Genomic DNA, 17,625 nt, shown 5'->3' on the forward strand with positions numbered 1-17,625 from the left:
ATAGTTTCTATAGATATAAAGGCAAGTGTAGATTCAGAGTACATCCTAAATCAGTAATCAAGCGGAAGGATAGGCTCAGAGTGCTAACGGACAGAAATAACGGGATGAGTAATGCGGTCAGAGAAGATAAATACCAACAGTATGTGCGGGGATGGGTGGAATACTTCAAACTAGCAGATATGAAGGGTCTTCTCAAAAGTACAGATGAATGGGCAAGGCGAAGAATCAGAGCAGTCTACTGGAAACAATGGAAGAAAATCAAAACGAGATACCGAATGTTAAAAGCGCTCGGCATAGAACATTGGAAAGCCAAGGAACTAGCTTGTAGCAGAAAAGGATATTGGAGAATGGCACAGGTGCTAAACCAAATCTTTTCAAACAAAATAATAGCCAAGCTGGGATACATATCCTTACTTGGCTATTATCTAACAGTTTGTGAAAATTAAAGAACCGCCGTATACGGAACCGTACGTACGGTGGTGTGGGAGGACGGTAAATAAAATAATTATTTACCTCCTACCCGATTTTCATCACAGCACGCTCAGCCCGATAGCATGCAGCTTGTTCTGTGCGGAATCAGACCGGGAGGTCATGACAATGGGGACGCCCGCTCCGATTACGGCACTTCCTGTATGCAGGCCCGCAAAGTATCGCAGCGCCTTGTCCAGCGCATTTCCGGTGCAGAGGTTGGGCATAAGCAGAATGTCTGCCTTTCCCGCGACAGGGCTTTCGATTCCTTTGCCTGCGGCTGCCGCAGTGGAGACTGCATTATCCAGTGCCAGAGGACCGTCTATATGGCAGCCTGTAATCTGTCCACGTTCATTGGCTTTGCTCAGCATGGCGGCGTCAATCGTCTCGGGCATCTTTTCATTGATTACTTCCACCGGTGCAAGACAGGCCACGTTTGGGCATACGATGCCAAGCCTGTGGGCCAGTGAGACAGCATTTTTGACAATCTGTACTTTATCCTTATAGGTAGGGGTTACGTTGATGGCACAGTCGCTCAGCAGAATCAGCCGCTCCTCCCCGGGAAACTCGCTCACAGTTATCTGGCTGACAAGTGCATCTGGCGGAATCAATCCATGTTCTTTGTGGAACAACGAGCGAAGGAAGACCGAAGTGTGGAGCAGCCCCTTCATAAGTGCATCTGCCTTGCCGGCAGAAGCCAATGATACTGCCAGTTCCGCTGCTTTTGCATCATCCGGCTCGTTGATAATGTGCCATACGCCGGCATCTTCTCCAAGCGCTGACAGTATTTCGCTTATCTTTCGTTCCTGTCCGATAAGGATGAAGTCTGCAATTCCTTCTCTTCTTGCCGCTGCGGAAGACTCGAGCACTTCCCTGTCGTGGGCGGCGGAAACTGCAATGACCTTCTTCACGGCATTCTTTTTAATTCCATCCAGCAATTCGCTAAAATTATGATACATTATCAGGCCTCCTTATATAGTCTGCTCATCGTAATCCTGTATATCCTCTTCCCGGCGCAATACACGAAGTGCGCCGAGCGCCAGGGATTCCAGCTCATTCTCCCCGGGATATATGGCGACGGGGGCAAGAAAGGATACGTGTTCTTTGATAAGTGACACGAAGAAATCCCAGTAGGCCAGCCCGGCAGTAAGGACAATGGCGTCCACATGGCCGCACATGGCTGCTGCGATGCCGCCGATTTCCTTGGACACCTGGTAGGCCATAGCTTTTGTGACAGAGAGGGCGGCAGAATCTCCGGAGCTGATGCGCCTCTGTACTTCTCTGCCGTCAACCGTTCCGAGGTATGCAGCCATTCCGCCCCGGCCGTTGACACGGCGCAGCATTTCATCCAGCTCATATGTGCCGCTGTAACATAATTTGATAAGTTCTCCGACAGGGACGTCCCCGCTCCGTTCCAGTGCAAAGGGACCGTCACCGGCAAGCCCGTTATTGACATCAGTAATCTGCCCCTTTTGATGAGCCGCTACGGTGATACCTCCTCCCATATGAGCAACGATGAGGTTCACATCGCTGTAGCTTACATGATGGTCCTGACAGTATCTGCGTGCGGTGGCTCTGTGGTTCAGTGCCTGAAAAGAGGCGATTCTTTTAATCTCCGGAAGGCCGGAATAGACGGCTTCCTCACACATCTCGTTGCAGACCGGGGGATCTACGGTCAGGGCCGGTATCTTATATTCCTGTGCCAGGTCATAGGCAATCTGCCCTCCGATATTGCAAGGATGATCCCCGTAACGGCCGCACTGGGAATCAGAGAGCATATGGGGCGTGATAGCATAAGTACCTCCGCGGACCGGCCGTATCGTACCTCCACGGCTCACGACAGCGCAGAATTCCTCCATTCGTTCCTTTTTGTCACGGAGCAATTTCAGAATTGCCTGGAGACGAAAGTCGTACTGGTCCATAAAATGAAGGCAGCCGGCAATCTCTTCTCTTGGGTGGGTGACAGTATGGGTCCAGACAGCTGCCGCATCGAGGTAGACGCCGACTTTTGTGGAAGTGGACCCCATGTTGATAATTAACAGACGATAGTTCATAAACGCCTCCTTAATATTATAATCAAAATGTAGCATACAAAAAGTTTGATATACAAAACGGCGTTTCTATATATGAACTTGTTAAGAGGAATATAACATAGATAACTTGGACTGTCAATACCTTAACATGGCAGGATAAGTATAACAGAAAAGGACTGCCCTACTGCAGTCCTTTCTGTATCTGTTCTGCTGCAGAACGCAGTGCCTGCAGATGCTTTTCCTTATTGGCAATCATTCTTGTCGTGGGCCCGGAAGAGCTGATGGCGGCCACGGGCCGTCCGCTGATGGACAGGAGGGGGACCGCATAGCACGTAAGCCCTATTTCTGCCTCCTCGCTGTCACAGGAATAACCTTGCTCTTTTATCTGGCTCAGCAGATGAAGCAGTTCCTTGACATCCTTTATGGAATTGGGTGTCTGGGGTTCGAATTCTGCAGAGCGGATATATTGGTTGATGAACTGGTCTGATTCGTGGGCCAGAATGGCTTTTCCTGTCGCGGTTATGTGTGCATACTGCGTATATCCAAGCATGATGTCCATCTTAAGCCAGAGCGTTCCCACACATTTATCAATGAAAGTGACATGGGTAGGAGTGTCCATGATAACGAGATGAGAGGATTCACCGGTCTCATCGGATATCCTGCACAGGCAAGGGTGTATAAGGCTGATGAGTTCCATCCGGTTGTGGGCAATCTGTCCTAATGTCGATACCTTGGCGCTGAGCCTGTATTTAGCTCCTGGAGTCTTGGAAATGTAACCGCTGCGCTCCAGTGTTACAAGAAAACGGAAAGCGGTGCTGCGGTTGATTCCCAGGTAACGGGTTACATCCGAGGGGCTTAATTCCTCGTATGTAAAAAACAAGTCCAGAATAGACAATGCGTTTTCTACGGAGTGAAGAATATATTTATCATTATTTTTAGAAACGGTATCGTTGGTGCTGCTATTATTCAAATGAGATTCCTCCTTAGACCTTATTCAATATATATTTAGTTTAACATTCCAGTAATTTACCGTCAATGTTGTTTCGTATAGAAAAACGGCGTTTATTAAATATCACTAAAAATACGTTCTGAAATTCTTACAATATGACATAAGTAAAACAATTGACAATCAATTAAACTGGATGTAATATAAAAATACAAAAAGTTTGATATAAGCAACGTAGTTTTGTATAAAGAAACGGAGTGGAAGGTGATTTCAGTAAGATATTTGTAATTAAAACAGGAAAAGGAGAGGTGTCATATGAAAGAAATCCGTTTACATGGCAGAGGCGGGCAGGGGGTAGTCAAAGCATCACAGATTATTGTGAAAGCGGCTGTAGCTGAACAGAAACAGGGGCAGTTTATCCCATTTTTCGGCGTGGAGAGAAAAGGCTCTCCGGTCTTTGGATATCTCAGGATATCCGATGAGCCGATACGGAGAAAAATGCAGGTCTACGAGCCGGATATCGTGATGGTACTGGACGACTCCCTCACAATGATGCCCAGCACCTATGAAGGGCTGAAGGAAGGCGGAACTATCATTATGAATACGGTAAAGCCCCCAAAAGAGCTGAAGATTCCGCAGCAGGCAGGGCAGATCGCGCTGGTGGATGCTGCCGGCATATCGGAAGAATTTCTGGGACGAAACATTCCCAACACGGCAATGCTTGGAGCATTTGCTAAGATTACAGGGCTTGTAGACAGGGAAATCCTGTTCCGGGAGATAGAGGCTTCTTTTGGAGACGAAAACCGTAGGGCGGCTGAAGCAGCTTATGATAAGACAGAAAGTGTCGAAGTATAGGAGGAATTTCAATGGCAGAACATTTACATATAACACCGATCGGTAATGACGGCATGTATACTCTGGATACGGCAAGCTGGCGGATTCTGCGTCCGGTGATGGACAAAGAGAACTGTATCGAATGTGGCATGTGCCTGGCTTACTGTCCGGTAAATTCTATTATAAAATCAGAAAATAACAGCTATGAGATTACGTATGACTATTGCAAGGGGTGTGGAATCTGTGCAAATGAGTGCCCTAAAAAGGCAATTGACATGGTACTGGAAGGAGGAGTGAAATAATGGGTGAAGTAAAGGTGCTTACCGGAAACTATTGTGCGGCAGAAGCCGCTGCACTGTGCCGGCCGGATCTGATTGCCGCATACCCGATTACACCACAGTCATCTGTGGTAGAACATCTGGCAGAACTTGTACATAATGGTAAGATCGATGCCAGCCTCGTTCAAGTAGAGTCCGAGCATTCGGCCATGAGCGTCGTCCAGGGTGCTGCTGCGGGAGGCGGAAGGGTGTTTACGGCGACTTCGGCGCAGGGTCTTGCGCTGATGTATGAACCATATTTCCGCATGTCAACCCTGCGTCTGCCTATGGTCATGGCGCTGGCCACAAGAGAGATGACGTCTCCTGAGACTGTATGGAGCGGCCAGCAGGACGCCATGAGCGTACGGGATGCAGGATGGATACAGATGTTCTGTGACAGCAACCAGGAAATTGCAGATATGGTGATCCAAGGCTACATGATAGCCGAACACCCGGAAGTCCTGCTGCCTGTCAATGTCTGTTATGACGGCTTTTACAGTTCCCATCTCACAGAAGGCGTGGATCTTCCCACGCAGGAGGAGGTGGACGCATTGCTTCCTGCCCCGTCCTTCTGCCACGCGGTTCTGGATCCGGACAATCCCTTTGCCCTGGATCCGCTGACACCAGGACCGATTCTCATGAAGTACAGAAAGACACATCTGGAAGCCATGGAGAAGGCGCTTCAGGTGATGGAAGAGGTTGACAGGAAGTTCAGCGCCGCATTTGGCCGCAGCTATGGAGGCGCTGTATCCGAATACAGGACTGAAGACGCGGATGTTGTCATCGTTACAGTCGGAGGGATGACAGGTACTGGCATGGATGCCGTGGATCAGGCAAGAGAGGAGGGCATCAAGGCCGGCCTCATTAAACTTCGTTTCACGAGACCGTTTCCGGCGAAGCGGCTGGCAGAAGCGCTGCGGGGAAAGAAAGCCTTTGCCGTGATTGACAGAAGCGTATGCTTTGGATGGAGCCAGGGTCCTATGTATATGGAGACAAAAGCGGCATTGATGGATGCGGGAAGTGCATACTGTCATTTTTCGGCAATCGGAGGCCTGGGAGGCACCGATATCTCTATCGACATGATGATGAAATCAATACGCACATTAGAGGAGCACAAGCATGAGCCGGGGGAAATGGAGACGCAGTGGTATATGGTGGGGTAGTTAGGAGGAAGATACATGAATTACATAGATATGTTAAATAATGCAGAAGACCAGGTGACTCCGGGCATGTCTGCCTGTCAGGGATGCGGTGGCGAACTGATATTGAGAACCGTCTTAAAGATAGCTGGGAAACATACGATTGTGGGTATTCCTCCAGGATGTATGGCCGGTGCCGGTGTCGTTGGATGGAATTATTCCAATGGACTTAAAATACCGGTCCATATTCCGCTTCTGGACAATACGGCCTCCTTCTTGACGGGGCTGAGCCAGATGTATGCGAGAAAAGGACGTGAAGATGTGAATATCGTAGCTGTCGCAGGCGATGGCGCCACCGCAGACTGCGGGTTCCAGAGCCTGTCGGCTTCAGCGGAACGAAACGAGAAGATGCTGTATGTATGCTATGATAATGAAGGCTATATGAATACCGGCTATCAGAGGAGCTCCACCACGATGAAAGGGTCACGGACGTCTACGACTCCAATCGGAGCTGCCATCAACGGAAAGCGGCAGCAGCAGAAGTACCTGCCCCTTATCATGTCCATGCACGGCCTTACATACTGTGCAGCAGCTTCTCCGTCCAACATGGCGGACCTGGTGGCAAAAGTGCAGAAAGGGCTAGAGGCGAGCAAGAGAGGGTTTGCCTACCTCCATGTGTTTTCTCCGTGTCCGACCGGATGGAGCTATCCGTCTGAAAAGGCGATTGAGGTCGCCAGAAATGCGGTTAAGGCGAATGTCTTTCCATTATGGGAGATGGAAGACGGAATATATAAGATAAACTATAAGAATAAGAAGCCGCTTCCGGTAGAGGCATTTGTGAATGGCATCGGGAAATTTAAGAATCTCACGCTGGAAGACATGGTAAGTATTCAAGAGGCTGTCGACGACAGATATGCCCTGCTGGAGCGCCTTGCAGGGGAATCGGATTAGCAGAGGCGAAAGGAGAGGGAGAATATGAAACTTGGTGTGATAGGAGGTGCGGGGCGCCTCGGAGCAACGACCGCGTTTTGCGTGGGGCTCAGAAACTGTGTGGAAGAGATTAAGCTGATGGATGTGAAAGAGAATTATGCGGCAGCGAACGTCATGGATATGAGCCAGGCCTTCCTGCCGGTCAGCAGGACAAAAGTATCTCTGGCAAAAAGCTACGCAGACTTTGCTGATTGTGATATCATGCTCAGCGCGGCCGCAAAACCGTTTTCAAAGGATATTAAGGACCGCGCGCAGGAGCTGCAGATGAACGTGGAAATCATCCGCCCTATCTGTGAAAAGCTGAAGAAGCATTGCCGTCCTTCTACGGTTGTCATCGTGTCAGCGAACCCGGTAGATGTGTTCGTATATATCTATCAGAAGCTCCTTGGATGGGACGAGAGGCAGTTTCTTGGGCTTGCGGGCAATGATACGATTCGGCTGAAATGGGCTGCGGCTATGGTGACAGGAAAAGACTATGCCAATATAGGTGCAGTCTGCATCGGAGAACATGGCGGGGGAGCAGTCAGGCTCTATGATTCAATGACATATGGAGATCTGCCTATGAATCTTACCGATGAGCAGAAGAAAAGGATAGAAAGGGAATGCGCGGACTGGTTCGGGCACTGGACGGATCTTGAGACCGGAACGACGACAGGCTATACGTCAGGAGTCACCATGTCTATGATGATTGAGGCCATAGCGATAGACAGCGACCTTGTCCTTCCATGTTCTACTTTGCTCTGTGAACAGATGGGATACCCGGACTGTGCGATGGGACTGCCGGTGCGGCTTGGTAAGGGAGGAGCAAAAGAAGTGATACTGCCTGCCCTTACGGCAGAGCAGAAGACAGAGCTGGATAAAGCGGCTGCAAAGATCAGCGGAATGATATCCCAGACCGGCTGCCTGCCGGATACTGGCAAAGCTCTGGGCATGCCTGCTCTTTCCTGATGGTAGTTTGTAACTGATTAATATATTATTAAGGAGGAAACAATATGGAAGATTTCTATCCAGTAGTAAAAGCAGCTGCGATACAGGCGTCACCGGAGTATCTGGACCGGGATGCGACTGTAGAAAAAGCGTGTAGCCTTATCGACAGAGCGGGGAGCGAGGGGGCAAAGCTCATCGCCTTTCCGGAGGCTTACATACCGGGATACCCATGGTGGATCTGGTTTGACGAGCCTGCAGCAGGCATCCCCTTCTTCATGAAGCTGTATAAAAATGCAGTGACCGTGCCCGGGCCGGCAGTACAGAAGCTTTCCGAAGCCGCAAAGAAAAACGGGGTGTATGTATGTATCTCTGTATCAGAAAAAGACGGCGCGTCCCTATATCTGACGCAGCTCTGGTTCAACCCGAACGGAGACCTTATCGGAAAGCACCGAAAGTTAAAGCCATCAGGGGCGGAGCGTTATATCTGGGGTGAGGGGGACGGCAGCATGATGCCGGTATTCGATACCGAAATCGGACGTCTTGGCGGTCTGGAATGCTGGGAGCATATGGTCCCTGCCAATATGATGGCGATGATGAAGAAGAACGAACAGATTCACGTGCAGTCCTGGCCGTCCTGTTTTCCGCAGCCTGAGCATCTGTTCTCTAACTATCCGCTGGAGACGGGAGCCAAGGCCTACTCTATCATCAACCAGGTCTATTCTGTAATATCTTCCCAGATATATACGGATCAGATGAGGGATATGCTCTGTACGACAGAAAAACAGAGGGAAATCATGCAGCCGGGGTATGGGATGACGATGATCGTGGATCCGGCGGGCCATGTGATTTCCTCAGTCCCAAGAGACGAAGAAGGTATCTGCTATGCAGAGCTGGATTTGTCGCTGCTTATAGCAGGGAAGTTCCTTACCGACCCGGCGGGACATTATTCCAACCAGAGCCTGCGCCTGATTATCGACGAGAATCCGCGTCCTCCGGTGACGATCATCGGCAGGGCGGAAGAACGGACGATGTCTTATGAAGAACTGCAGGACATTTCTGCCGGCGGGACAAGCGGGGCAGTCGCACTAAATTGAACTGCCCCCTGTCAAGTAGACAGATGAAAAATGTTTTTCTATCTCCAGCTGTAGTTGTGCGGTTGGAGATATTTTTATGTCGTTCTGTTTTGCAGGTGGTGTCTGGAAAATCCACTATTTCCATGCCTTCAGAATTATAGTAGAATGTAGGAAAGAGACTTGAAAAGTAGAGAGCGACGAATGAAAATCTGAAAAGGAGACCGTAAAATGGAAAAGTTGATGTACATGATGTTGATTGAGAAGAGCAAGACCTATAATAAGATAACAAAGAAGGTAATTACAGAGCATGTAGAAAACATAAGAAGGTTAGACGACGAGGGAAAGCTGGAAATATGTGGCGTGTTTAAAGGGTATCCTGGGATGGCTGGTATGTATATTTTAAAAACAGAAAGTCGTGAAGAAGCGGAAGATCTTTGTAATAGGGAGCCTTTAGTTGTGGGAGGATACGCAACGTACAAATTAGTTGGCTTTCAGGCTGCAAATCGAGAGAATAACTATCTGTTGTAATCATAGGAGAAAATACGATTCATCGGGAGATGGCAGAGCCAGTCGATCAGTAAGCTGTTTCAAAAGAATTAGGAAAGGAAATATTAGGAATTCCTAAAGAACTGCTAATAAAGGGTGCATTTTTCCGTAAGTCTGCTATAATGTTCTGTAGGCTGTGACAAAGGAGAAGTCATCATGAGAAACAGATGCAGGGCCAAGCCGCCCATATTACCGAAATACGCCATATTTCCTCTGATTGCCTGCCTGCTGGTTAATTTCCTGGCATACAATGGAACGGAGGTTCTGACGAGGTCATGGAAGCATTATGACCTGACGCTTCCGATAGACAGGGCTGTGCCGGTCATACCGTGGTTTGTAACAGTTTATCTTGGATGCTATCTGTTCTGGATTGTAAACTATATAATGATTGTAAGGCAGGGAGAAGAGCATTGCTACCGGTTCGTGACAGCAGATATGATGTCACGGGTCGTCTGTGCGTTTATATTTATCATACTTCCCACGACAAATGTACGCCCAGTGCTGACAGGTGACGGGTTGTGGATAACGCTGCTTCAGATGATATACGAGGTGGATCAGCCGACGAGGCTTCTGCCATCTTTCCACTGTCTCGTAAGCTGGTTCTGTTTTGTCGGCATAAGAGGACAGAAGAATATTTCGAAAGCTTATCGGATTTTCTCCTGCTTTTTTGCTGTTCTCGTATGCATATCCACACAGGTGACGAAACAGCATTATATCGCCGATGCAGTAAGTGGAATCCTGGTGGCGGAGGTTACATACTGGATTGCATTCCACACGCAGATATACCGTTATCCAAAGAAGGTATTTAGCCTGCTGTATGGAAAATGCTTCTGCAGACAGAAGAGATTAGGAAGAGAGAGGGGAAACTGTGGCGAGCAAGAATAAGAAGATTGCAAATATGGTCTTTCTGATTGTCGTATTTGCGCTGACACTCTACAGCGTGTTCAAAGGAGAAGACCTGCACGCTGTGATGAGAGCTATCATCCGTGTCAATCCATGGTATCTGCTCCCCGGAATCGCAGGTGTCGTCATTTTCATCTGGGGAGAGTCGATTATCATATATTATATGTTCGGAACGCTTAAGATACGCACGAAGAGATGGACATGCTTCCAGTATTCCTGCGTGGGATTTTTCTTCAGCGCCATCACTCCGTCAGCAAGCGGAGGGCAGCCGATGCAGATATATTACATGAGAAAGAAGAATATTCCTATTCCGGTCTCGACATTGGTGCTCATGATTGTTACAATAACATATAAGTCGGTTCTTGTCGTAATCGGCCTGTTCGTGGCAATTTTTCAGAGGGGGTTCGTGCACCGGTATCTTGGAGGGATTGTGCCGGTGTTTTACCTTGGTGTGGCTTTGAACGTATTCTGTTGTATCGCTATGTCCATCCTGGCATTTCATCCGGCACTGGCAAAGTGGATTATGATGAAGTGCCTGAAGATACTGGAACGTATCCATATTCTGAAGCACAAGCCGGAGCGGACGCGCAGGCTCGCGTCCTCCATGGACCAGTACAATGCTACGGCACTGTATCTGCGCACCCACGGAAAGGTTATTATAAATGTACTGATTATCACATTTTTACAGCGTTTTGCCTTGTTCTTCGTGACATGGTTCGTTTATAAGGCATTTGGGCTGCACGGCGCGCATATCTATGATGTAGTCATGCTCCAGGCTGTCGTGTCGGTTTCGGTAGATATGCTGCCCCTGCCGGGCGGAATGGGAATCAGCGAGAATCTGTTCCTCGTAATTTTCAAGAGTATCTTTACGGCGGGACTGCTTCTGCCGGGCATGGTGCTGAGCAGAGGAATCGCATATTATGTACAGCTTTTGTTCAGTGCAGGAATGACCTTGTTTACACATCTGACCATAGGACAGAAAGCAACAGATAAATTATAAGCAAAGGAAAGAGAGAGTAAAATGATTGGATACTATAACTATACGGTGGTACTGACTTATGTCAGTCTTGCATCTTCCGTATTCGGAATGACACAGGCAATTCACGGGAGATTCAAGACGGCTATCTTATGCCTTGCCATCTCAGGGCTGTGCGATATGTTTGACGGGAAGATTGCCCGTACGAAGAAGGACCGCACGGAGGATGAGAAAGCCTTCGGCATACAGATTGATTCGCTCTGCGATGTCGTCTGCTTCGGCGCTTTTCCCGCATTGATCTGTTATCTTCTCGGAGTGAGAGGGCCGCTTGGAATTGCCATTATCATACTGTATTGTGTGAACTCGGTTATCCGCCTGGCATATTTTAATGTCATGGAGGCCAGGAATGCCCAGGTGACGGAGAGCGGGGAAAAGTATTACCAGGGCCTGCCGATTACTTCTATGGCTATTGTGCTGCCGCTCGTGTTCATGATACAGTTCTTCGTGCCGGACTGGGCGTTCCGCGTATGCCTGCACCTGGCGCTGCTGATCGTAGGGATACTGTTTGTAGGAAGGTTCAAGCTCAAGAAGCCTAATAACGCCACCCTGGCGGCTCTCGTGGCCGTAGTAGGGGCAGCGGTTCTGATTATGATTATTTTCACAAATTACCGTATCAATTTCCATGCAGGCTGGCCGTGGTTCTGCAGAAGGTGGTAGAGGCAGGGTTATGAAATACATAGACAGAGAAGGCAGGGTGACAACAGAAGATTCTGGGCAGGACAGGCTGCTTCGGTGGATGTACACGCATACGATGGGAAGAGGCTTGATAAAGCTGCTTATACGGCCATCTGTTTCAAGAGCCGGAGGCTGGTTGCTGGACAGGAGCTGGTCCAGATGCCTGATCAGGCCGTTTGTCAGACATAATGATATTGATTTGTCGTGCTGCCGGAAGCAGAAGTTCTCTTCATACAATGATTTTTTTACAAGGCAGATAAAGCCGGAATGCCGCTCCCTGGAGGGAGATGAGCAGACGCTGGTCAGTCCGTGCGATGGCAAGCTGAGCGTCTATCCTATCCTGCAGGGCGAGGACGGGACGGGCCGGTTCCGTATCAAGGATACATTGTATACGGTGGAATCCCTTCTGCGTTCGGCAAAGCTCGCGAAGCGTTACGAGGGAGGAGATGCCTGCATCTTCAGGCTTACGGTGGATGATTATCACAGATATTGTTACATAGATGACGGAATAAAATCTAGAAACGTCAGGATTCCCGGCGTATTCCATACCGTCAACCCTGCGGCTAACGATGTATTGCCGATATATAAGGAGAATACGAGGGAATATTCCCTTTTGAAAAGCTGCCATTTCATGACGGTCCTCATGATGGAAGTAGGTGCGCTTATGGTAGGCCGTATCACGAATTATGATGGTGCCTGCGAGGTAAGAAAGGGAGAGGAAAAGGGACGTTTCGAGTTCGGAGGGTCCACGATCATACTGCTGTTCCAGAAGGGGGCGGTCAATCTGGATGCATCGCTTATCTCTAACACGGAAAAGGGATATGAGACGAGAGTGAAGATGGGAGAGCGTATCGGAGAGGCGGCAGGGGATTGACAGGAAATCCGTTATGCTGTATATTATTAAATGCGAACTGAATAGGGGAGCTTATTGGATAGGCTGAGAGGAAGTTGAGAACTTCGACCCATAAACCTGATTTGGATAATGCCAACGTAGGAACGTATAATAAGATTATTACGGGAAATGCTCGGGCATTTCCCGTTTTTTATTCCAAACCATCGAGAGTGGACGAGAGTTCATGAAGGGGTGCACCACCGCGGGTGTATTTCTTTCATGAACTCTTTTTTATACATAGGAAACTACGTTTGCGCATTCGCGCGTAGATGCAGTATGTCGCAAGCGGCCGCGCTCGGCGCGGGAATGTGCCAAGGCACATGCTTTATTTTAACAGCATTAATGTAGAAAGGAGGTGGCCGGATGCTGAAAGTGAATGGGAAGGACATAGGGTATGTTCCTCATATGACCATAGCTCTTCTGCTGCGGAATCTAAAGTATGAGGAGTCTTGCGTGGCAGTCGAGAAAAATGGATGTATCGTTCCCCGCAGGGAGTATAAAGATACTGTACTCGAAGACCATGATACGATAGAAGTCGTAAGCTTCGTAGGAGGAGGTTAGCAGTGATTACGGAAGAAATGATACGGCAGGCGCTCATCGAGCGCCACACGGCGGGAGTGCAGAGGAAACTTGCGGGTGCCCGCGTGGCGATAGCGGGACTGGGCGGCCTTGGTTCAAATGTAGCTTTCGTTCTTGCCAGGGCGGGGGTGGGGCATCTGCATCTTCTGGATTTTGACAAGGTAGATATTACCAATTTGAACCGGCAGCAGTATTTTATCCGCCATATCGGTATGTACAAGACAGATGCTCTTACAGAAGAGCTGCAGCAAATCAACCCGTATCTGCATATCAGGGCCGATTGCGTCAAGGTCACGGAAGGAAACCTGGCAGATTTATTTGGGCAGGACGAGATCGTATGCGAGGCGTTCGACCGACCGGAGGCGAAGGCCATGCTTGTCAACGGCATACGGGAATACTATCCGGACAAGCTGCTTGTGGCGGCCTCCGGCATGGCGGGATATGGCGGAAGTGACACGATACGGACGCGGCAGATTGCAGAACATTTCTACGTGTGCGGGGACGGCGGGAGCTCACCAGAACACGGGAACGGGCTGATGGCGCCGCGGGTTGCATTGTGTGCGGCCCATCAGGCGAATCTTATTACACAATATATCATAGACAGACATATCAACTAGGAGGGATTTATTATGGAACAGAAAGCACAGGATACATTTATACTGGGTGGACATGCATTTACGTCCCGGTTTATCCTTGGTTCAGGGAAATATTCTCTTGACCTTATCAAAGCCGCGGTCGAACACGCAGGCGCGCAGATAATTACGCTGGCAGTGCGGCGGGCCAATGAGGGAGGCATGGCTAATATTCTGGATTACATACCGGAACATGTCACATTGCTTCCGAATACTTCCGGTGCCAGGAATGCAGAGGAGGCCGTGCGGATTGCACGTCTGTCGAGAGAACTGGGCTGCGGGGATTTTGTGAAGGTGGAAGTGATTCATGATTCCAGATATCTGCTGCCTGACAACTATGAGACGGTGAAGGCGACGGAGATGCTGGCAAGGGAAGGGTTTGTCGTCATGCCTTATATGTACCCGGACCTGAATGCTGCACGGGATATGTCCAATGCAGGCGCCGCATGCATCATGCCGCTGGGCGCCCCGATCGGCTCCAACAAGGGAATCTGTACAAAGGATTTTATCCGCATCCTTATCGATGAGATCGATCTGCCAATTATCATCGACGCTGGTATCGGAAAGCCGTCCCAGGCTTGCGAGGCTATGGAAATGGGTGCGGCTGCTGTCATGGCGAATACGGCCATCGCTACCGCCGGGGACATTCCTGCCATGGCCGGGGCATTCCGCAGCGCGATTGAGGCGGGACGGACAGCATATGTGACTGGGATGGGAAGAGTCATCGATAAGGGGGGCAGCGCCTCATCGCCGCTTACCGGATTCCTGCAGGATTAGAAGGAGGCATACATTGTGGTTAACAAGACCTATATAAATGAAAGCATATTAAACGACGATATCAAGGAGTGGCAGAAGAAAAACAGGACGAACCACATGGCATATCTTCCGGGCATGGAAGCGCTGGAATCCGAAGTGCAGGGGCAGGTGATACGGGCCATGGAGTCTTACGACTACACTGCATGTACCATCAAGGACGTATCCCGCGCGCTGGCACATGAGAGCCGTACGCCTGAGGATTTTGCCGCACTTTTATCGCCTGCGGCACTTCCGTATCTGGAAGAGATGGCGCAGCGTGCGAGGGCAGAGACGAGAAGATATTTTGGCAACGGCGTCCAAATGTTCACTCCGGTCTATATCGCGAATTATTGTGAGAACTTCTGCATCTACTGCGGCTTCAACTGCCATAATAAGATTAGGCGTGCCATGCTGGGCGGGGAAGAGATTGAAAAAGAGATGAGAGCAGTTGCCGGGACAGGCCTTCAGGAGGTGCTGATCCTTACCGGTGAGAGCCGGAGCCGGTCAGATGTGGAATATATCGGCCGGGCATGTAAGATTGCGGGCAAATATTTCAAAGTCGTGGGACTGGAAGTGTATCCTATGAATACGGATGAATATGCCTATCTTCATAAATGCGGGGCCGATTATGTTACAGTCTTTCAGGAGACATATAACTCCGAAAAGTATGAGAGCCTTCACCTGGCCGGTCATAAGCGTATCTTCCCTTACCGGCTGAATGCACAGGAGCGCGCACTGAAGGGAGGGATGAGAGGAGTAGGGTTCGCCGCACTTCTCGGGCTGGATGACTTCCGCACAGATGCGTTCGCCACGGGTATGCACGCGTATCTGCTCCAGAGGAAATATCCGCATGCTGAGATTGCATTTTCCTGCCCCCGGCTTCGGCCTATCATCCATAACGAGAAGATCAATCCGATGGATGTCCACGAGCCTCAGCTTCTTCAGGTCGTGACGGCCTACCGTCTGTTTCTGCCTTTTGCCAGTATCACCGTGTCTACGAGGGAATGTGCCCGTGTGAGAGATAATCTTGTAAATATCGCGGCCACGAAGATATCAGCGGGAGTGAGTACGGCTATCGGAGAGCATGTAGACGAGATAGAAGAGACAGGGGACGGCCAGTTCGAGATATCGGACGCACGCTCTGTGAGAGAGGTGTATGCGGACCTTCTACGTCTGGGCCTGCAGCCTGTGATGAGTGATTATATCTATGTATAGGGGAGGCAGAAGCTATGAATGAGAATAGGGAGGGTATGTACAGCCGGGTGATAGCCGTGACGAACCGGCATCTGTGCCACGGGCCTTTTCTTGAGCAGATAGCGCATATCTGCTCAAGACATCCGCGGTGCGTGCTTCTGCGCGAGAAAGACATGCCGGAAGAAGAATACGGACACCTGCTTGCACAAGTGAGGGACATCTGTGACGCGCACCATGTATTTTGTATTCCGCATACGTTTTCCGGCGTGGCTTCCGCTCAGAGGGCATCTGCAATCCATCTGCCTCTTCCAGTGCTGAAGGGGCATGGGGGTATTCCGGGTCATTTTCGCTGGCTGGGCACGTCTGTCCACTCCGTCTCAGAAGCAGTAGAAGCAGAGCGCCTTGGAGCATCGTATGTGACGGCAGGACATATCTTCGCCACGGACTGCAAGCGGGGAGCAGTTCCACGGGGCATCCGTTTTCTTCGGGAAGTATGTGATGCGGTGAGTATACCCGTGTATGCTATCGGAGGGATGCAGGGCACATCCGCATGCATAGAGAAGATGTGCGCCGCGGGTGCCGCCGGTATCTGTGTCATGTCAGAGTGTATGCGCTGGCAGGACAGCCTCCCTCTTGTAACATAATCTGTTTTAGTCTATAGTGTATATATAAGAAGTATACGAAGAGAGGACAAAAGAGATGATTTATGACAATGTGTTAGAGGCAGTCGGCAATACTCCGCTCATCCGCCTGAACCGGATGACCGGACCGGAAGACGCGGAGATTCTCGTAAAGTTCGAGGCAGTGAATATAGGTGGTTCCGTCAAGACGAGGACTGCTCTTAATATGATTGAGACGGCGGAAAAACGGGGACTGATCCATAAGGATACTATCATCGTAGAGCCGACGAGCGGCAACCAGGGAATCGGCCTGGCGCTGATAGGGGCAGTGAAAGGATATAAGACGGTTATCATCATGCCCGATTCTGTCAGCGAGGAGAGAAGGAAGCTGGTGTGCAATTACGGGGCAGAAGTCAGACTTGTCCACGATGCAGGTAACATCGGAGACTGCATCGACGAATGTCTGCGGACTGCGCTGCAGATGGCGGAAGAAGATTCCAACGTATATGTTCCGCAGCAGTTTGAAAATGAGGCCAACAGCGCGGCCCACAGGGAACAGACGGGGCAGGAGATTCTGAGGCAGGCAGGGAAGCCGATTCACGGATTTTGTTCCGGGATAGGTACCGGAGGCACGATAACCGGTATCGGCGAGGCGCTCAAGGCTGAGAATCCTGACATAGAGATATGGGCCATAGAGCCGGAAAATGCTGCCATACTGTCTGGAAGAAAAGTAGGTACCCACTTGCAGATGGGCATCGGCGACGGTGTCATCCCCGAGATACTAAACCAGAAGATCTATGATGATATCGTGATAGTGACAGACGAGGAAGCGCTCGCTGCTGCAAAGGAACTTGCCGGCAAGGAAGGGCTCATGTGCGGAATCAGCAGCGGTACGAATGTGGCGGCGGCTGTCCGTATGGCGAAGAAGCTTGGCAGAGGAAAGACGGTGGTAACCGTGCTGGCCGATACGGCAGAGCGTTACTTTTCTACGCCGCTGTTCCAGTAATAGAATAAGACGATAAAAGG

At 49.9% G+C, this 17,625-nt stretch carries 21 protein-coding genes and 1 riboswitch; of the genes, 18 read left to right on the plus strand and 3 right to left on the minus strand.

From position 1 onward, the window contains the following. The coding region (locus tag HMPREF0980_RS16465; RefSeq protein ID WP_304437666.1) for a group II intron maturase-specific domain-containing protein at positions 1-446 on the plus strand (446 nt) is incomplete at its 5' end. Positions 447-530: 84 nt separating this feature from the next. Here HMPREF0980_RS16465 and HMPREF0980_RS16470 read toward each other — a convergent pair. The 3 genes from HMPREF0980_RS16470 to HMPREF0980_RS16480 all read right to left on the minus strand — a co-directional run bounded on the left by HMPREF0980_RS16470 (position 531) and on the right by HMPREF0980_RS16480 (position 3,471). After that, complete coding sequence (locus tag HMPREF0980_RS16470; RefSeq protein WP_049730159.1) at positions 531-1,427, minus strand: bifunctional enoyl-CoA hydratase/phosphate acetyltransferase; 897 nt, start codon at positions 1,425-1,427, stop codon at positions 531-533. A 12-nt stretch (positions 1,428-1,439) separates the two neighbouring features. After that, positions 1,440-2,522, minus strand: a complete 1,083-nt coding sequence (gene buk, locus HMPREF0980_RS16475; protein WP_049730160.1) for a butyrate kinase — start codon at positions 2,520-2,522, stop codon at positions 1,440-1,442. A gap of 160 nt (positions 2,523-2,682) precedes the next feature. Continuing rightward, positions 2,683-3,471, minus strand: coding sequence for an IclR family transcriptional regulator (locus HMPREF0980_RS16480; protein ID WP_049730161.1), 789 nt, complete (start codon positions 3,469-3,471; stop codon positions 2,683-2,685). Between the two features lie 291 nt (positions 3,472-3,762). Here HMPREF0980_RS16480 and HMPREF0980_RS16485 point away from each other — a divergent pair, with 291 nt between their 5' ends. From HMPREF0980_RS16485 to cysK, 17 genes are all read left to right on the plus strand, one after another. After that, positions 3,763-4,302 (plus strand): 2-oxoacid:acceptor oxidoreductase family protein, encoded by a 540-nt coding sequence (locus tag HMPREF0980_RS16485; RefSeq protein WP_049730162.1) that lies wholly within the window; start codon positions 3,763-3,765, stop codon positions 4,300-4,302. Positions 4,303-4,313: 11 nt separating this feature from the next. Next, positions 4,314-4,583: a 4Fe-4S binding protein gene (locus tag HMPREF0980_RS16490; RefSeq protein WP_084002909.1), complete on the plus strand. Its 270-nt coding sequence runs from the start codon at positions 4,314-4,316 to the stop codon at positions 4,581-4,583. Further along, entirely contained in the window at positions 4,583-5,761 is a 1,179-nt protein-coding gene (locus HMPREF0980_RS16495; RefSeq protein WP_049730163.1) for a transketolase C-terminal domain-containing protein, read from the plus strand. The genes HMPREF0980_RS16490 and HMPREF0980_RS16495 overlap by 1 nt, the downstream gene beginning before the upstream one ends. Positions 5,762-5,776: 15 nt before the next feature. Beyond that, complete coding sequence (locus HMPREF0980_RS16500) at positions 5,777-6,688, plus strand: thiamine pyrophosphate-dependent enzyme (protein ID WP_049730164.1); 912 nt, start codon at positions 5,777-5,779, stop codon at positions 6,686-6,688. Between the two features lie 24 nt (positions 6,689-6,712). Further along, on the plus strand, positions 6,713-7,675 hold the full coding sequence (locus HMPREF0980_RS16505; protein WP_049730165.1) for a malate dehydrogenase: 963 nt from the start codon (positions 6,713-6,715) through the stop codon (positions 7,673-7,675). Positions 7,676-7,719: 44 nt separating this feature from the next. Then, complete coding sequence (locus HMPREF0980_RS16510) at positions 7,720-8,748, plus strand: carbon-nitrogen hydrolase family protein (RefSeq protein WP_049730166.1); 1,029 nt, start codon at positions 7,720-7,722, stop codon at positions 8,746-8,748. 207 nt (positions 8,749-8,955) lie between these two features. After that, a complete protein-coding gene (locus tag HMPREF0980_RS16515) occupies positions 8,956-9,255 on the plus strand; it encodes a YciI family protein (RefSeq protein WP_049730167.1) in 300 nt (99 codons plus the stop codon). A 174-nt stretch (positions 9,256-9,429) separates the two neighbouring features. Further along, positions 9,430-10,158, plus strand: coding sequence for a phosphatase PAP2 family protein (locus HMPREF0980_RS16520; RefSeq protein WP_049730168.1), 729 nt, complete (start codon positions 9,430-9,432; stop codon positions 10,156-10,158). After that, positions 10,142-11,176: a lysylphosphatidylglycerol synthase transmembrane domain-containing protein gene (locus HMPREF0980_RS16525; RefSeq protein ID WP_049730169.1), complete on the plus strand. Its 1,035-nt coding sequence runs from the start codon at positions 10,142-10,144 to the stop codon at positions 11,174-11,176. Before HMPREF0980_RS16520 ends, HMPREF0980_RS16525 begins: the two co-directional genes overlap by 17 nt. Before the next feature lie 21 nt (positions 11,177-11,197). Then, positions 11,198-11,869, plus strand: coding sequence for a CDP-alcohol phosphatidyltransferase family protein (locus HMPREF0980_RS16530; RefSeq protein WP_049730170.1), 672 nt, complete (start codon positions 11,198-11,200; stop codon positions 11,867-11,869). A 10-nt stretch (positions 11,870-11,879) separates the two neighbouring features. After that, complete coding sequence (locus HMPREF0980_RS16535; protein WP_049730171.1) at positions 11,880-12,761, plus strand: phosphatidylserine decarboxylase; 882 nt, start codon at positions 11,880-11,882, stop codon at positions 12,759-12,761. 33 nt (positions 12,762-12,794) lie between these two features. Then, positions 12,795-12,902: riboswitch (TPP riboswitch) on the plus strand. A gap of 240 nt (positions 12,903-13,142) precedes the next feature. Further along, entirely contained in the window at positions 13,143-13,340 is a 198-nt protein-coding gene (thiS, locus tag HMPREF0980_RS16540; RefSeq protein ID WP_049730172.1) for a sulfur carrier protein ThiS, read from the plus strand. 2 nt (positions 13,341-13,342) lie between these two features. Further along, a complete protein-coding gene (gene thiF, locus HMPREF0980_RS16545; protein ID WP_198146321.1) occupies positions 13,343-13,975 on the plus strand; it encodes a sulfur carrier protein ThiS adenylyltransferase ThiF in 633 nt (210 codons plus the stop codon). Between the two features lie 12 nt (positions 13,976-13,987). After that, positions 13,988-14,767 (plus strand): thiazole synthase, encoded by a 780-nt coding sequence (locus HMPREF0980_RS16550; RefSeq protein ID WP_049730173.1) that lies wholly within the window; start codon positions 13,988-13,990, stop codon positions 14,765-14,767. 15 nt (positions 14,768-14,782) lie between these two features. After that, on the plus strand, positions 14,783-16,000 hold the full coding sequence (thiH, locus tag HMPREF0980_RS16555; protein ID WP_049730174.1) for a 2-iminoacetate synthase ThiH: 1,218 nt from the start codon (positions 14,783-14,785) through the stop codon (positions 15,998-16,000). 14 nt (positions 16,001-16,014) lie between these two features. Continuing rightward, entirely contained in the window at positions 16,015-16,623 is a 609-nt protein-coding gene (locus HMPREF0980_RS16560; RefSeq protein WP_049730175.1) for a thiamine phosphate synthase, read from the plus strand. Positions 16,624-16,678: 55 nt separating this feature from the next. Further along, positions 16,679-17,605 carry a cysteine synthase A gene (gene cysK, locus HMPREF0980_RS16565; protein ID WP_049730176.1) on the plus strand — a complete coding sequence of 309 codons (927 nt, stop codon included), beginning with the start codon at positions 16,679-16,681 and terminating at the stop codon, positions 17,603-17,605. Positions 17,606-17,625: the final 20 nt, after the last annotated feature.

Origin of the sequence: Dorea sp. D27 (genome assembly GCF_001185345.1) — a bacterium.
In the GTDB taxonomy this organism is placed as follows: Bacteria; Bacillota; Clostridia; order Lachnospirales; family Lachnospiraceae; genus Extibacter.

What these genes read in the sequence shown, in the direction of transcription:
- HMPREF0980_RS16470 (WP_049730159.1), bottom strand. Translation starts at nt 1,427, where the DNA reads ATGTATCATAATTTTAGCGAATTGCTGGATGGAATTAAAAAGAATGCC.
- buk (WP_049730160.1), bottom strand. Translation starts at nt 2,522, where the DNA reads ATGAACTATCGTCTGTTAATTATCAACATGGGGTCCACTTCCACAAAA.
- HMPREF0980_RS16485 (WP_049730162.1), top strand. Translation starts at nt 3,763, where the DNA reads ATGAAAGAAATCCGTTTACATGGCAGAGGCGGGCAGGGGGTAGTCAAA.
- HMPREF0980_RS16490 (WP_084002909.1), top strand. Translation starts at nt 4,314, where the DNA reads ATGGCAGAACATTTACATATAACACCGATCGGTAATGACGGCATGTAT.
- HMPREF0980_RS16495 (WP_049730163.1), top strand. Translation starts at nt 4,583, where the DNA reads ATGGGTGAAGTAAAGGTGCTTACCGGAAACTATTGTGCGGCAGAAGCC.
- HMPREF0980_RS16500 (WP_049730164.1), top strand. Translation starts at nt 5,777, where the DNA reads ATGAATTACATAGATATGTTAAATAATGCAGAAGACCAGGTGACTCCG.
- HMPREF0980_RS16505 (WP_049730165.1), top strand. Translation starts at nt 6,713, where the DNA reads ATGAAACTTGGTGTGATAGGAGGTGCGGGGCGCCTCGGAGCAACGACC.
- HMPREF0980_RS16510 (WP_049730166.1), top strand. Translation starts at nt 7,720, where the DNA reads ATGGAAGATTTCTATCCAGTAGTAAAAGCAGCTGCGATACAGGCGTCA.
- HMPREF0980_RS16515 (WP_049730167.1), top strand. Translation starts at nt 8,956, where the DNA reads ATGGAAAAGTTGATGTACATGATGTTGATTGAGAAGAGCAAGACCTAT.
- HMPREF0980_RS16520 (WP_049730168.1), top strand. Translation starts at nt 9,430, where the DNA reads ATGAGAAACAGATGCAGGGCCAAGCCGCCCATATTACCGAAATACGCC.
- HMPREF0980_RS16530 (WP_049730170.1), top strand. Translation starts at nt 11,198, where the DNA reads ATGATTGGATACTATAACTATACGGTGGTACTGACTTATGTCAGTCTT.
- HMPREF0980_RS16535 (WP_049730171.1), top strand. Translation starts at nt 11,880, where the DNA reads ATGAAATACATAGACAGAGAAGGCAGGGTGACAACAGAAGATTCTGGG.
- thiS (WP_049730172.1), top strand. Translation starts at nt 13,143, where the DNA reads ATGCTGAAAGTGAATGGGAAGGACATAGGGTATGTTCCTCATATGACC.
- HMPREF0980_RS16550 (WP_049730173.1), top strand. Translation starts at nt 13,988, where the DNA reads ATGGAACAGAAAGCACAGGATACATTTATACTGGGTGGACATGCATTT.
- HMPREF0980_RS16560 (WP_049730175.1), top strand. Translation starts at nt 16,015, where the DNA reads ATGAATGAGAATAGGGAGGGTATGTACAGCCGGGTGATAGCCGTGACG.
- cysK (WP_049730176.1), top strand. Translation starts at nt 16,679, where the DNA reads ATGATTTATGACAATGTGTTAGAGGCAGTCGGCAATACTCCGCTCATC.